The sequence below is a fragment of the Marinobacter sp. S6332 genome (assembly GCF_023016045.1).
Classification (GTDB): domain Bacteria; phylum Pseudomonadota; class Gammaproteobacteria; order Pseudomonadales; family Oleiphilaceae; genus Marinobacter.
The window spans coordinates 169422-184238 of record NZ_JALKAP010000002.1 but is presented as its reverse complement, the minus strand read 5'-3'; the positions used below and the strand labels follow the sequence as shown (position 1 = coordinate 184238).

14 protein-coding genes are annotated in these 14817 nt (G+C 51.9%); 3 read left to right on the top strand and 11 right to left on the bottom strand.

Annotated features, from left to right (window positions below):
* Positions 1 to 5 precede the first annotated feature (5 nt).
* From MWU62_RS18985 to MWU62_RS03485, 5 genes are all read right to left on the bottom strand, one after another.
* Positions 6 to 953: a DUF523 and DUF1722 domain-containing protein gene (locus MWU62_RS18985; RefSeq protein WP_247113550.1), complete on the bottom strand. Its 948-nt coding sequence runs from the start codon at positions 951 to 953 to the stop codon at positions 6 to 8.
* Positions 950 to 3187: a glycosyltransferase gene (locus tag MWU62_RS03500; protein WP_247113549.1), complete on the bottom strand. Its 2238-nt coding sequence runs from the start codon at positions 3185 to 3187 to the stop codon at positions 950 to 952. Before MWU62_RS03500 ends, MWU62_RS18985 begins: the two co-directional genes overlap by 4 nt.
* Positions 3184 to 4242, bottom strand: a complete 1059-nt coding sequence (locus MWU62_RS03495; protein WP_247113548.1) for a lysylphosphatidylglycerol synthase transmembrane domain-containing protein — start codon at positions 4240 to 4242, stop codon at positions 3184 to 3186. The genes MWU62_RS03500 and MWU62_RS03495 overlap by 4 nt, the downstream gene beginning before the upstream one ends.
* A gap of 39 nt (positions 4243 to 4281) precedes the next feature.
* Positions 4282 to 5304, bottom strand: coding sequence for a DUF6160 family protein (locus tag MWU62_RS03490; RefSeq protein WP_247113547.1), 1023 nt, complete (start codon positions 5302 to 5304; stop codon positions 4282 to 4284).
* Between the two features lie 304 nt (positions 5305 to 5608).
* A complete protein-coding gene (locus MWU62_RS03485; RefSeq protein ID WP_247113546.1) occupies positions 5609 to 6271 on the bottom strand; it encodes a GntR family transcriptional regulator in 663 nt (220 codons plus the stop codon).
* Positions 6272 to 6464: 193 nt separating this feature from the next.
* Here MWU62_RS03485 and gloA point away from each other — a divergent pair, with 193 nt between their 5' ends.
* Positions 6465 to 7013: a lactoylglutathione lyase gene (gene gloA / locus MWU62_RS03480; RefSeq protein WP_247113545.1), complete on the top strand. Its 549-nt coding sequence runs from the start codon at positions 6465 to 6467 to the stop codon at positions 7011 to 7013.
* Here the strand turns inward: gloA and MWU62_RS03475 are convergent, their stop codons facing one another.
* The 3 genes from MWU62_RS03475 to MWU62_RS03465 all read right to left on the bottom strand — a co-directional run bounded on the left by MWU62_RS03475 (position 7014) and on the right by MWU62_RS03465 (position 9045).
* Positions 7014 to 7970, bottom strand: coding sequence for a DMT family transporter (locus MWU62_RS03475; protein WP_247113544.1), 957 nt, complete (start codon positions 7968 to 7970; stop codon positions 7014 to 7016).
* 206 nt (positions 7971 to 8176) lie between these two features.
* Positions 8177 to 8446, bottom strand: a complete 270-nt coding sequence (locus tag MWU62_RS03470) for a ComEA family DNA-binding protein (RefSeq protein ID WP_247113543.1) — start codon at positions 8444 to 8446, stop codon at positions 8177 to 8179.
* A 455-nt stretch (positions 8447 to 8901) separates the two neighbouring features.
* Positions 8902 to 9045 (bottom strand): DUF3096 domain-containing protein, encoded by a 144-nt coding sequence (locus tag MWU62_RS03465; protein ID WP_072796477.1) that lies wholly within the window; start codon positions 9043 to 9045, stop codon positions 8902 to 8904.
* A 159-nt stretch (positions 9046 to 9204) separates the two neighbouring features.
* Here MWU62_RS03465 and MWU62_RS03460 point away from each other — a divergent pair, with 159 nt between their 5' ends.
* Complete coding sequence (locus MWU62_RS03460; protein WP_247113542.1) at positions 9205 to 9999, top strand: SDR family oxidoreductase; 795 nt, start codon at positions 9205 to 9207, stop codon at positions 9997 to 9999.
* Between the two features lie 23 nt (positions 10000 to 10022).
* Here MWU62_RS03460 and MWU62_RS03455 read toward each other — a convergent pair whose 3' ends face one another.
* The gene (locus MWU62_RS03455) at positions 10023 to 10880 is read right to left on the bottom strand and encodes a DUF72 domain-containing protein (protein ID WP_247113541.1); all 858 of its coding nucleotides are present in this window, start codon (positions 10878 to 10880) and stop codon (positions 10023 to 10025) included.
* Positions 10881 to 10914: 34 nt separating this feature from the next.
* Positions 10915 to 12042 (bottom strand): hypothetical protein, encoded by a 1128-nt coding sequence (locus MWU62_RS03450; protein ID WP_247113540.1) that lies wholly within the window; start codon positions 12040 to 12042, stop codon positions 10915 to 10917.
* 130 nt (positions 12043 to 12172) lie between these two features.
* On the opposite strand from MWU62_RS03450, the gene MWU62_RS03445 reads away from it, so the two are divergent.
* Positions 12173 to 14038, top strand: a complete 1866-nt coding sequence (locus MWU62_RS03445) for a Na/Pi symporter (RefSeq protein WP_247113539.1) — start codon at positions 12173 to 12175, stop codon at positions 14036 to 14038.
* Here the strand turns inward: MWU62_RS03445 and MWU62_RS03440 are convergent.
* Positions 14025 to 14780: a class I SAM-dependent methyltransferase gene (locus MWU62_RS03440; RefSeq protein WP_247113537.1), complete on the bottom strand. Its 756-nt coding sequence runs from the start codon at positions 14778 to 14780 to the stop codon at positions 14025 to 14027. The genes MWU62_RS03445 and MWU62_RS03440 overlap by 14 nt on opposite strands.
* Positions 14781 to 14817: the final 37 nt, after the last annotated feature.

Below are 14817 nucleotides of genomic sequence, written 5' to 3'. Positions count from 1 at the left end.
AGTTATTAAACCTTGTTCCTGAGCCCCAAGGTATCTGGATATGGGCTCAGGTACTGCTGCAAGGTGAGGTAATCTACCGGCTCCCTGCGCTGTGCCATTCGCAGTAGTGTCATAGGAACCACCAGAGGTACCTCGCCGCGACCGTATGCCTCAATCTGCTCAACCAACACTTTGCGATCTTCGTTACCCATGGCATCCCGCAGATAGCCCATCAGGTGCTGCATCACATTCATGTGCGAGCCCCGGCTTACCTTTTTGGTCATGGCGTCCATAAAATCCTGAATGTAGCGGCTGGCTATGGTTTCCAGAGCATCGGATTTCAGGTCCCCCAACATGGGGCCGAGCTGTCGGTAAATTTTTTCCGAGTGTGCTAGTAACTGAAATTTGTGACGGGTATGGAACTCAATAAGCGCTTTCGCTGTAAGTTTTTCGCCTGCAACGTTCTGCATCCAGTCGTCATAGGCAAACACCCGCTCAATAAAGTTCTCCCGCAGTGCGTCATCATTCAACCTGCCTTCCTCTTCAACCGGAAGCAGCGGGTAGGCACGCAAAAGAGCCTCGGCAAACATGCCCTGACCATCTCGCCGCACCACTTGCCCCTCGGGGTTGTGGACCTTTATCCGTGCCATGCCGCAGCTTGGGGATTTGGCCATAAGAATGTAGCCGCGAAGGTGGGCCAGTTCCGGTAAAACCCCTGTTGTAAATGCTTGCATGGCGTCGGTGTGGTCGGCCGTGCCTTTTGTCTCCGTTAGCCGCATGCCATCCGGGTATTCCCGCAAATGAATAGCAGGGCGGGGTACACCCAAACCGGCTTCCAGCTCAGGACAGATGGAGTGAAAATCAAAATGTTGTGACAGCACTTCCGTGCAGTAACGAGAGTGTTTATGGCCGCCATCATGGCGAACTTCTTTGCCCAGCAAACAAGTGCTGATCCCCACAGGAATGCCGCTCACGTTTCTCTCCGTTTTCTTAATTTTTTATCGTTCAGTGCCAGAGTGGTAGCGTAAATCTCGCGAACGTCACTGGCAAACTGTTCTACTGAAAAGTCTTTGGCGAATGCCAGAGCTTGCTTGGAAAGCGTAGCTCTTAGATCGTCGTCTTCCAGTAACCGCTTTACCTGTATACACCACTGGTCTTGTCTTTCGGGTGTTTTGAAACCATTGAAGCCTTGGCGCACAACGTCGTCAATACCGCTGGAGCGCACGGCGACTACAGGTAAACCTGCGGCCATAGCTTCCAGGATGACCATGCCTTGAGTTTCGGATTTAGAAGCAAACAAAAATGCATCTCCCAAACGGTACCAAACGGCCATTTCTTCGGGCGGCACAGCACCCACCAGCGTGATATGGGCTGTAAGATCAAGCGCATGAATCTTGCTTTGAAGGCGATCTTTCTGATGGCCTTCGCCGATCATCAAAAAATGAAAGGGCTCACTGGTTTCCATACGTAACGCAGCTATGGCTTCGATCATAAAGTCGATATTTTTCTCATTAGACAGCCGCGATACGCTAATGAAGATCTTCTCGTCGTTCAGTTTTAGAGTCTTGCGGAGCTTGGTTACTTCACTATCCGAGACCGACTGAAAACGCTTGTGCTCAATCCCTGTCGGTTGCACAAAGGTGGGTGTCTTTACGCCGATCATCCGAAGGTATTCTTCGGTTGAGTAGGTAGGCACGATAACGCCATCGCACTTGTTAGCAAAGCGCTTGATCAGCGCGTGAGAAATGAGATTACGGAAGATCAGGCCCGGCAACGGCACAAAATGGGCATAGTGCTCCAGCCGGGTGTGGTAGGTATAGATGGCGGGCACCTTGAGCCGGCGCGCTATGAATAGCCCGAGTGAGCCCAGCCAGAATGGATGATGCAGGTGAATAATGTCTGGATGAAATGCCCGAACCCGCTTACGAATGCGGCCAAGAAAGATGTTGGCAAGCCGGAACTCTCGTTTTTCGCCCATGGCAAGCAGTGAGGGGATCCGAAGCACGTGCTCTTCAACTTCAGGTTGGTTTTTATAGCGTGGCGCCACAACGAGCAGTTTATCACCAAGGTGCTCCAGCCCCCGTCTCAGGCGGGCAATGGAGATAGGCACACCACCAATGAAGGGTAAATAATTGTTCGTGAACATGGCCACTCTTAACGGCTTTTCTAGCCACGGCGTGGGATCAAGATTGTAGTCCGGGTAGTAATCCTTGCCGACAAAAATGGTGGCATAGAGCCTAATGGTAATCGCTGCAAACACAGCCACAATCAGAATGAAGTTGAGATATCCGGTATAGAAAAGCGAATACACGAAGAACCACAGGCTTTCGAGGCGCTTAAGAATCGGATGCTGGCCAACCTCAAGCTGTTGCAACTTATGGCTAACTTCGCCATCTGGGCTTATGTTCACCTGTACGTAGTGGTAGAAGCTGGTGTCGTTGTTCAGTATCAGGCCGCCAGCTCCGCCAGTGGTGATAAACCGCGTGTCTTCTATCTGCTTCTCTGAATAGAGTGAAAGATTGGCGGAAAACACCCTATCGATGCGGTGCGCTTCGACTACATCCATAAGTGCGTTACGGAATTCAGTGGGCTTAAGGTAATCCTCAGCTTGGTCGAAGAGCGCATCTTCTGTAGGTTTCAGTGGGGGGTGGCCGATAAACAGAATTCGGGCTTTTGAGTTGTCTTGGCTGAGTAAGTCATCCAGCCACCTAATTTGCCACTGCCAAGGCGTTTTCCCTGTGCTGTCCAAGAAAATCAACCGGCTATTGCCAGCTTGAATGCTGTAGAAATGCGGCCCGAAGTGGTCATAAAAGCGAAAGCTGCCAAAGTTGTCATATTCGTGAGCGCCAAATGTCAGTAGATAAGGAATGTTCAGATGGCTAAGGCTTCCATAAAGAGCCCGGTATTTATCCTCGCCTCCACTGCTAACAGCATTGCCTGCTGAAACCATAAAATTCATCCCCGAGGCGTTTAGCTCCGGAATAATGCGTTCTTCAAAAATACCGACCGAGTTGTTGATGTTACCAACCACGGCAAAACTGAAGGGTTCCGTGGCAGATATCCTACGATGGATCTGCTCCACCTGCTCGGTGTGCACGCCCGCGAAGTCTTTCATGAAAAAGTTCAGATAGGCTTTGTACCCCACCAGCAATATCACGATGAGCAGGCAGGTATAGAAAAGCAGCTTTAGCGGGTTGCGGAAGATCATCCGGATTTCCTGCGACTTTGAATAAGTTCTTTTTGCAGCACGAACAATCCAATGATCATGCCGAGATATATAGTGATCAGGCGCCAACTCACGATAACCAGAATCAGGTGGTTGCCAGACAGTATGTCATTGAAAAAACTTCCAAAAACCCCTTCCGATATGCCAGAAGCGCCGGGTGTTGGGGAGAAATACATAATAAACGTTGTCACAACGAGCAATCCTAGCGACATAAGGTAGTCAGTATCGTAGCCCAGACTGTAAATCAGTAAGGCGGGGAAGCTGAACAAGCTAAGTAAGAACAGAGCGGTGAAAACAACAGATAGTGCCACGAACAGAGGCTGGCCCCGCAAATAGTCTCCAAAGCTTTGGGAGAAACGCAACATTTCCCGTTTGGCTTTGAACTGCCAATGCTTATGGCGAGTATCGCTGATGAGGTTCCAGCGGTTAAAGGCTCTGAGCAGTCCGCCGAGCGGTCCAATCAGCCAGCGGGTGCGAAACAGAAGAATAATGAAAAAGCTCAGGTACAGCAGAATAAAGACAGCCAATGCAGAACCGACATCCCCCGCAATCGACTGGCCATCAAACGTATCCAGCATAAGCAGAAAAACCGGTGTGAGAGAAAAGATAAAGAGCACAGCTAGCACGGTTCTGATGGTGGTCGCAGCCGTTGCGCTACCTACCGGAACACCATGGCGATGCAGGTACCAGATTTGAGCAAAACCGCCCCCCGTTGCCATGGGTGTGACGTTGGAAAAGAACAGATTGATGAAAACCAGACGAAATATGGTAGGAAAAGGTAAACGGTGACCGAGCGCCCGCAGCGTAAAGTGCAAACGTAAACCGTCTGAAACAAAATACACCAGTAAAAGGGAGATAATGGCCGCTAGGGTTTGAGGTGCAATAAGCTTGGCATCAAAACTGATGCTGCGCCCTGCGAATTGATCGTAAACAGCGTAAAGCCCTGCTGCTGTCAGCGCGATAAAAAGTAGGCTGAACAGAGTAAGGCGTTTTGCGGAAGTTCGTTGTTGGTAGCTGGTGTCGGTGTTGTCAGTCATGAGCTGCCCGTCAAAAAGAGACGGGCAGTTTACAGGACTCTAGTGACCATAAACCATCATGGTGGTATCGGTAATGGCGAAGTCTGTGAACTGAACGCTGCCAATACTGACCTGACCTACTTTGAATACAGGCATATCTATGTCTGCCCGGAATTCAACCTCATGAATCGAAAGGCCTTCCTTGCCGGAAACCGACCCTGTACCCCGGGACAGTTTTGCCGTAGCACTGGCCATTCCGAAGTGGCCCAACGTGTCATCGCCCCGGCGGTTATGAATTTGTAACCCTTCAATACCCACAGCTGCAAAATTGAACAGTAGGATCACATCTGCGGCATCCCAGTTCAGGCTACCATCAGTGACCTCAAAGTGAGTGTCCAACTGCAGTTCGGCCCCGGAAACGACATTGCCGTTGCTAAGGGTTTTGCTCGAACCGCCTTCGTTGCGAATAACCAGATCTGTTGGGCCTACATAACCTTGCAGCAACACATCAGAAAATAAAGTCGCCGAGCCTTCAGAACCGGTGGTGGTAACGCTGCCAACCTCTAACTCGAAATCTACCGCTTGTAGGTAGTCAGTCAGACTGGTCGGGTCACCATAATTGGTTGCACCCAAATGGATAACCAAATCGCCACTATTAAACTGCTTACCGAACTCACTACCCATTGAGTACTTTGCAAGGGCATCTGCAACATCCGCATTTCCGGTGCTCAGAAGCCCCGCATCTGCTCGCCGGGCAATTTCTGAAAAACCATGCTCAAGCACCTCACCGGTACCCGCTATATCTACTGTTAGCTTCAGGTTGTCCAAAACCGAATCGTTATGGCCAGAAAGCCGCATATCGTTCACGCTCAGCGTGCCTTCATCTGTCCAGGCTAGGCGATCGATATTGATTTTGGTTTCGAGTTCAATGGTCACACCGGCCTGACCGGTTACCGCTGAGAGCGTACCATCATCCAGCGGCTGAAATTCCGCTATGGCTGTGGCAGGTAACGAGAGTACAAGCACCCAGAGGGAAAGCGTTGATGTTCGTGCCTTACGGCGACGAGTGTGCAGCTCAATCATGATGGCCCCGGTTTTGGACTATTTGTTTTTGTTGGTAGAGAGCCTTAACCAGACTCCCCGGCCGCAGGGGACAGCGTAACCAATGCAGCAGAAATAGAGTTTTGTTACACATTGTTACGATAGGTAGGAAACCGCGATGTGTCTGTGAGCTTAGTCACAGTTGGAGTGCTAACACATTGTTGGAGCGAGTCTGCTGGTACGCTTTCTCAAAACCGTGCGGAGCCATGGATGGCGGAGCCGAGCTTACAAGGATGTATTTACAGCGTGTTTTGAGAAAGCGTACCAGCAGACTTGCCAGTACTGACTAGGTAAAGGGTAACGCCTTTTGAATCATTCTCTTCTGATGCTCTGCAAAAGCCTCAATCAAAGCTTGAGCTTGCGCCACATCTCGCGCCAAAACAGCCTGCGGAAGACGTGTAAAAAACTCACTCGTCTCAGCCAACCCATGGCGATAGCGCTCAGCGCTCAAATAGTAAGCGCGACTCACCGCCGGTTTGAAATTAGAAAGCGCTTCGGTGAGGTAGGGATTGCCCACCAAATCGCAGCACGCCTCCATCACCTCAAAGCTGGCCTCAACCACGGCCGTAATATCTGCCGAAGGTTTCCGCATTTGCTCCACAGCGCTGGCTACCACTGCCAACATGCGCTCTCGGTCGCTTTCCTGCCAGCGTTCACAAAGCCTTGCTGCAAGCATCATCAACAGGTGCATGTAAACGTCGTACAGCTCTGAAGCATAGTTGGCGTCCAGCTTTGATGCGGCAGCACCTTTGCGCGGCGTGATCTCCACCAAATGCCAGCGCTCAAGGGTGTACAGTGCCTCTTTCACCGAGGCGCGGCTGACTTTGAGTTCAGTGGCTAGCGTGGCCTCCTGAATGCGCTTACCAGGCTGGATTTGCCCGGTCATAATCCGTTCTGCCAGATAATTGGCGATTTGCTCTGCCAGGGTATTAGGCACCTTGAAATCCATAAAGGTTCTCTGAACAGGTTTTGAGAGCCGGCAGGCCATGGGTCGGCCCTGCTTCAGCAGGAGAATATTCCGGGAGTTTAACACACCCCAGCAACCTGCCCATTAGCCGATCATTGAAGGGCGGCACCTTGAAATTCGGTCCCGACACCCGCATGTATTGCCACTAAATTTGAAAAGTAAAAAGGGAAATCCCATGCCCAAGCACTTTGAGCAAGCCCCCGGCCTCCACGAAGAGCCGGTTCCAGAAACGGAAGGTTATGTATTTAACCAAACCATGTTGCGAATCAAAGATCCCGAGCGTTCTATGGATTTCTACACGCGGGTAATGGGGATGCGGCTGGTGCGCAAGCTGGATTTCCCTGAAATGAAGTTTACGCTGTATTTCCTTGGCTATCTCGATGATCGACAAGCCGGGTATGTGCCAACAGACGATGCGCATCGAACCACTTATACGTTCGGGCGTGAAGCCATGTTGGAATTGACCCATAACTGGGGCACAGAAAACGACGATGACTTTGCTTACCACAATGGTAACGATGAGCCCCAAGGCTTCGGTCATATCGGAATAGCCGTACCCGATGTGTACACCGCCTGCGAGCGTTTTGAGAAATTGGATGTTGAGTTCGTAAAGAAACCCGATGACGGCAAAATGAAAGGCTTGGCCTTTATTAAGGATCCAGACGGTTATTGGATTGAAATTCTGCAGCCGAACATGCTGGAGAAACAGCGCAAAAACAGCTGATCATACGGATGCGCCAGCGTCGTCTTTCGGGGCGGCGTTGGGTTTTCCCCCATAACGTGAGGCCACGATCACCGCTGCGGTGAGTATGAATGCGCCTGCAATGCCAATCGGCCCCAGAACTTCCTCCAGAATAATCCAAGCGAGCAAAGCGACAAACAACGGCTCCAGCGTCACGATGATGCTGGAAAGTGTGGCCGGTGTGGTTTTCATGCCAGCAAAGAAGCTCACATAACCTATGCACGTAGGCACAATGCCGATAATGGCCACCATCAACCAGTGCCGAAGCGCCAGGTTTTCAATTCCTTCAAAGCCATCGCTAAGCAACACCACGGGCAGGAGGATTACTGCGGCTGTAAAAAAACAGATAAATGCGGTGGTAAAAACCGGCGTACCTGTTGAGCTGTAGCGGCTTGTGAGCGTGAAACCTGTGTACACCAGCGCTGCAAGAAGCGCCATGAGTATGCCTGCTAGGCGTAGGGTGCCGCTGGTACCCATATCGCTGAGAACGAGCATGGCGGTGCCGATAACAGCGGTGACCAGTGCCAATACGGTAAGCAGGCTGGGCTTTTCTCCCAACAAAGGCGCTGCAAGCAGTGCGACAAGCACCGGTGGTAAGCATAGGGCGATCAGTGTTGCGATACCTGCGCCGGTTAGGTCTACAGCCAAAAGGTAGCTGCCCTGATAGATAGCTTGGAAGACCCCAAGTGCCGCAAGAGGTGCCAAAGATCTCAGATTTAACTGCCGCAGCGAGCTGCCAGTTGCACTGGCGTCGGCGTTGCGAAGATGCCGTTGCTCTCTGCGCATCAACATCCAGAAAAATGGCAAGGCAACAGCTAGCCGGAGAAAGGCGAGAGTAGTCGCTTGAAGTTCGGTTTCGGTAAACAGGAATTTCGCAACGATTCCGGTGGTTGCCCATAGCAGAGCAGCCAGAGCGATTAGAAGGGCGCCTCGAATCATTCTACACCCAGTTTGACCAGTTGTTTGGAACATTGAACACTGCCGAGAGCGGTCGGTTCAGTGTCGGCGATTTAGGATGGTTAGGAGACTAACAGAGCGTTTGTTGGTATGCCAGCGGCTCAGTTAAAGGTGTATTTGCGAGTAAGAATGAAAGATGACGACTGCAAACTGCCATCTTTTAGGGACTAGGCTACTGTTCTTGCAATCTACTTTACAGTTAAACGCTCAGCGTTTTTCTCAACAGTGCGAGCGCCAATACCTTTCACATTGGCCAGCCCCTCTGGCGTTTTGAAAGGGCCGTTGGCTTTGCGATAAGCAACAATGGCTTCTGCTTTGCTGTTGCCAATACCATCAAGGCTTGCCAAAGTTGCTGCATCTGCGCTGTTGATATTTATAGCTGGCTGCTCTGCAAAGGCAAATCCGCTTGCCAAGCTGAACAGTAGTACGAGTGTGGCAAAAAAGGGTGTGTGTTTCATGTAAGTGACTCCTGAGTCTAACGTGCATCGTTATGTATGTGAGTCAGGGAGCAATACAACAGGAATAGGTTGTTCAGGTTTTCGCGGGGAAGAGAAAGTGCGAAGGGAGTAGGTAGAATAGCGCTGAAAAAATAGTGCACGGGCAAGGACTACACTCCATGTAGTCCTATGTTCCGTGAACCCCCGCCTATTCCTTTAGGCTGCACTCTTCCTAAGCGCTTCATCCTTGATCATCCTTGAAAGCCCATATCCTTCGGGCTACTCCAAATCCCTTTGATAGCTCTGGTTCCATAGAGCAGTCATCCCTGCGCCAACGTTCCGTGCTGGCTTGTCATCCCTAACACCGCCTATTCTAGCGGGAGCGAATTTGTGAGATACCGGAGATTGACTCGCTGGCTTGTGAGATATCTCCTACAGAGCGCGTGCGCCCGAACCCTGTCGACGAAAGCGATAGGTTATAGTGAATGCCCGAGCAGCCCTAAAACACCAAGGGTAATCAGGTAGCCTGCAACGATATAGTTGAGCAAGCGTGGGAATACCAGAATTCCAATGCCTGCGCCCAAGCTAATGAGGGGCGCGAGTTCTAGGTGAAGTGTCATAAGTTTCCTCAACGATCATTTTTGAAAAACGAAAGAAATCTTGGCACTGAATGCTTAGGGCAGCAACTCCCTTTATGGGGGTTCGTGTTGACGGGCGTATCCGTTAGTCTAATAAATGTTCGATTTAGCCTTTAGTTCACCTTTCTGGAGTAATTGGTAATGACTGATAGAACCATCTGGATAACCGGCGCATCCGCCGGCATTGGCGAAGCCTTGGCCGTCCGTTTTGCTCAGGAGGGCGCCCGCCTTGTTCTTTCCGCCCGCAGGCAAAGTGAGCTAGAGCGTGTAGCCGAGCGTTGCCGCAATAAGGGCCTCGGCGCAGATCAGGTGTTCGTTTTGCCTCTGGATGTTACAGATTGGGAGGCTTTGCCGGGTGCGGTACAGGCAGTGCTCGAGCAGTTTGGTGGAATTGATTTGTTGATCAACAATGCCGGTCTCTCTCAGCGGTCCCTGTGTGTGGATACAGATATGTCGGTCTACCGCCAATTGATGGAGGTGGATGTAATGGGGCAGATTGCCCTGACCAAAGCTGTTCTGCCCCACATGCTTGAGCGGGGTAGTGGTCATATTGCCGTAACCGCCAGCGTAGCGGGCAAGGTCGGCGCACCAACACGTACCGGTTACTGCGCCGCCAAGCATGCGGTTATGGGCTTCTTCGATGCTTTGCGCACCGAAGTGGAAGGGCAGGGGGTGCATGTATCAACCATCGTGCCCGGCTTTATTCGCACGGATATCTCCCGGAATGCGCTAACAGGTGATGGCCAGACCTTCGGCGAAGAAGATGAAGATATCGCAGGCGGAATGGATGTGAGTGAGTGTGCGGATGTGGTGGTAAAGGCGTTGAACAGCAAAAAACGTGAGATCCCGGTGGGTAAAGGCAAGGAAATGGCGGCGCTTTGGGTTAAACGTTTGTCGCCGGAAATGTTGTTCCGTCTTGCCAGGGCATCCAAATAAGCTATACGGTTTGGAGCGCGGTTTTAGAACAGTCCCATTTGGGGCTGTTTTTCGCTAAAGCTTAGTGCTTCCAACCCGTCCACCCGCTCACTTATAAGCCTCGTCCAGAGCTCGGTGAGTGCGAGCGCATCACCTATGTCCGGCATGTGTAAAAAGAAATAGGGCCGCCGACCTTCTTCAACCCAAGTGGCAACTCGTTCAACCCAAGGTGCCAAATAGCGGCGGTTACTTTCTAGATCCGGGTGCCCAATGTAGCGGATCACCGGGGCCGCATCACCGGGAAGCAGGTGCACCGGCACTCTGGGCTTTTTGCGCTGTGCTTCAATAGTGACGTCTTTATCTGGCGTCGCATCTGGCACCGCCGAAAATAAAGCACGGGTATCCATGCATACCCGTGTGACCCTGCGTTCACGAAGGCCACGATTTAGAGCTTTTTCAGCATCACCTTTGCTGAAAAAAGCCTTGTGGCGAACCTCAACTGCACATTCCATTGGTGCTGGCAGGGCGTCGATAAAGTCCCATAGGTTGTTCAGGTGCCTTGGTCCAAATGCCGCAGGGAGTTGCAGGAGGAAAGGGCCGAGCACGTCTTCCAAGGGGGCAACAATGTCCAGAAAGTCGCGCACGCTTGCGTCCACGCCAGACAGCAGGCGGTCGTGAGTAATCTGACGGGGGAATTTTAGTAGAAAGCGAAAATTGTCTGGCACCTGCGCACGCCATTGCCGGCACTGTTCCTGGCTGGGTGTCGCATAAAACGTTGTGTTGCCTTCAACACAGTTAAACACCTGACTGTAACGGCCCAGCGGGCTTTCGCCCGGTGGTAGCAGGTTACCCCATGCTGGGTGCTGCCATTGAGGGCAGCCAAGAAAGTAGGGCAGTGCCATTGTCAGCGGTTCCGGATGGTAGGGTGTGTATGCGCTATAGCTTACCGTATCCGGAATGCCGATGCCGCCTGCCGCTCAGGGTTGCTACAAGATGACTCAAGGCGTGGAGTAACGCCATCAATAGCGGGGCCAGTAGCCACAACAGCCAACTGCCGATGTACAGTACAGGGATAAGCAATAGCAGCCAGCCCAAAAACTGAACGGCGGCTACTGGGTAGCCAAGCACCTCTGCCACGCCGGCAAATAAGTCATTGATAAGGCTTGGGTGGGTAACAACAAGGTAGCCTGCGCCAATAAACAAGGGCCACTTGGCGTATCGGGCGCTGCGCAGAGCCAGTTTTCCGCTGCGGGTCACCCTCGCAGCCAGAGCTGCGGAGCGAGTACCCCGGCTTGCACCCTTAGCGGCAACTGCAGTTGCGCGCCCCACCTGAAGCACTTTCACCGCACTGGCAAAGACCAAGACGTCCACCGAGGCCCAGCCAATATCGCCTGCGGTAACCTCATTGCCAGAGCGGTAGTTGCGTTCCAAATCACGAATGCCGCTGGCGAAAAACTGGTTTAACCCTTCTAATACCCGTTCTGTTCCAATCCATTGGGTTGTGCCCTGGCTGTCCACAACAAACTGACCCAGAAAATCGTGGCCTTCGCTTTGAATAAAATTGACTGCGTACCAGCCCCGTTCTTCCGGTGACAGGTTGCTGCGTTGGTTGGGTTGTTTGTTGTCTGGCTCAGATGCCTCCGGGAGGCCGGTAAGAAAACGTTTGGCGGCCTGATACTGACGAGAAGCCTTGTTCATCCACTCAATAGTGCTAATAGGCTGGTTTACGAAATGCTGAATGGGCGGCAAAACCTCCTCGCCATAGCGCCGCAGAATATCCCGAAACTCGGGCTCGGAAGCATAAAGCGGAAACAGCGCTCTAGCCATGTTTGGGTAGCGTATAAACGCAGCTTGCGCTTTCAGTAACAGCAAGGGGTCATCCGACATATCCAGCAGTATCGCTTGAATCTCGACGGGCTCTTGCTCTATGTCAGGGAAGTCACCGAGCATGTCTCGGGCGTGAATGTTAATCAGCTTGTGCTCAATGGGAACCGGCTGGGCTATAGTGCTAAAAACAGCCGCCAACATTAGGGCTGTTGCACAAATCAGGAATAACTTTTTCAAATGGTCACCCGTGCGGATCGATTATTCATACCCACCAGTCTAGCGCGAACTGAGAAAGTTGGATTTGTTCCGTTTCTGCTATCGTTATCCAATCGCTGCCACGATGGCATCAATTTCGGATTTTGCGTAAATGGTTAGAGTGAAATCGTTTGTACTGCCAGTCTTGGCGCTGGCGATATTGTCTGCAAGCTTCTGGTACAGCACAGGGTGGTTACAGTTGTGTGCGGGTTTGGCTTTGTTTCTGTTTGGGATGCAATGCCTTGAAGAGGGTTTGAAGGAGCTTGCAGGAAGTCGACTTGAACAGTTGTTAGAGCGCAGCACAGCAACGCCACTCAAAGGGCTGATGTTTGGTGTAGGCGGCACCATGATTTTGCAATCAACCACCCTGATGTCTTTGTTGACCATTGCATTTATCAGCACCGGGTTGATTCATTTAGCGGGCGGCATCTCGATTCTATTGGGCATCAACCTGGGTACCAGTGGAGGTATCTGGTTGCTTGCAGCTGCAGGCCAGAACTTTAGCCTGAGCCCACTGGCCCTGCCGTTACTTGTGTTCGGTGTTCTTGCCGGCTTCAGCTCTCCAAAAGGTAAGGCTTTTGGCCGTATTGTGCTGGGCATCGCTTTTATCTTTTTGGGCATCGACCAAATAAAAAGCGGCTTCACTGAGTTTGGAAGTGTGATTGATCTGGCTGGGCCTATGGATGGCAGCTTCACGGTCCAGCTCAGTTTTGTTGCAATTGGTCTGGTGTTAACGGCAATTCTGCAGTCTAGTCACGCTACCTTGATGTTGGTTTTGGCCGCGTTGGCTGGCGGCCAGATAGAGCTTTGGCAAGGCATTGCCATTGCCATTGGCGGCAATATAGGTAGCAGTGTAACTACGGCATTCGTTGGTTGGCTGGGCGGTAATCGCAGTGGGCAGCGGTTGGCGCTTGTGCACGCACTATTCAACATTCTTACGGGGCTAGGCACCTTCCTGTTGCTGTCGCCTCTTACTTGGGTGTCTCAGGCTCTGATGGGCGTGTTTGGTGCAGGTGATAACACTCTGTTGCAACTGGCCATGTTCCAAACCTTATTCAACGGAATTGGTGTGCTGCTGTTCTGGCCTTGGCAGAAACAGCTGGAGCGTGGGTTGCGCCGGGTGTTGCCGGATCGCAAAGAGCCTGCCGTATTAATCACAGACGCAACCACCGGCCCTCGCAACCTTGTGGAGCAGCGGGATCTGCCCGAGAGCCACGCGCGATACCTAAACGAGGCGGCGCTGGCCTCCGTTGACACGGCTTCCCGGGCGGTGGTTCAGGAGTTGCAACACCTTGGCCGGTTAAGCCTTGAGGTGATTTGCCATGCGCTTTATCAGCCAGTCGAGCAGCTGATTTCGCGAGAGGTGGATGAAGCAAGGCTGGATGCAAGGCCAGATGAAACCGAAGGCTTGGACACTGAGGATTTGTATCGGCGCCATATCAAAGTTGTGTATTCCGACCTGTTGGGTTTTATGAGCCGATTGGACACCACCAAAGATGAGGACCACCAGCAATTTTGGATGACCTGCCAAATGGCGGCATTACAGTTGGTGGATGCGGTAAAAGACGCCAAAGCGCTGCAAAAAAATCTGGGACGGTATCTGCGGGATGAACGCTCGCTTGCCCATGAGCACTACATGGAACTACGCCGCCACCTGCTATGGGTGCTAAGGCAAGTGCGTGAAGTCGGTGGTTTGGAGGTGCCGGACGATGTGTGGCGCAACCGTTTGGACTGGGTGGATAGTGAAGCTGCAAAGTTCGATTCCGGATTTCGACACCGAATCTTCAGCGATGTGCGCAAAGGCCAACTGAACAACCTGCAGGCCAGCTCATTAATGCACGATCTAGGGTACTCGGTTCGCATAACCCAAAGCTTCCGCAACGTACTGCAGTTGGGGCTTGCGGATGGTGATGAGCTGCTACGTGAGGTGCGTCGGTTAGGAAGCGACGATGACGACTCTCCGCTTATTCGGGCGTGAGTGCTTTTACACACACGAAGATCGCATTCCCGGATGATTTATCCCACGGCATTATCTTTTCGTAGTCGTGCTCAAGAATATGGACATCAAAGTAGGGTTGTAAAAGGCTTGCCAGTTCTTCAAAGCTCACCGCGACCATAGGGTGTTCGTCATCCCATGACTTAGTGATGCCATCGGTAGTTTTCGTGATGCTCAGCTTGAGGCCTTGTTTCTCCCCTTCGCCGGAGTAATGCCACGCGGAGCTGAAGGTGAACAGGCTATCTCCCTGGGTGACGGTATGCCGCTCAAATAATCTGTTATCAATTTTGTCCTTGTCGACGGAGTTGAAGCAGAACACACCACCGGGCTTTAAAGCGCGATGAGCACTGGCAATGCACTGCTTTAGTTTGTCGATCTCACCGCTGTAGTGGATGGAGTACAAGAAGCAGGTGATTAAATCCAGCGGTTCATCCATCTCGAAATCGCACATGTCTCCTAACGAAAAATGGGCCTCCGGGCACCGGGTTTTCGCTTGTTCCAGCATGGGCTGGTTTATATCCAGGCCACTGCATTGATATCCGAAGTTGATAAAGTGATGCACGTGGGGGCCGGTCCCGCAGGCCAGATCCAGATGGGTGTTGCCCTCGTTGCCAAATAGCTGATGCAGTCTGCGCACGCCGGAGCTTTGGGCGTGGTAGTTGATATCCGCGCACATCAAGTCGTAATAGGCGGATAAATCGGTGTACAGGTAATTGGAGGACATGGTGGCCTGACGGTATTAGAAACTATTGGCGGGAACA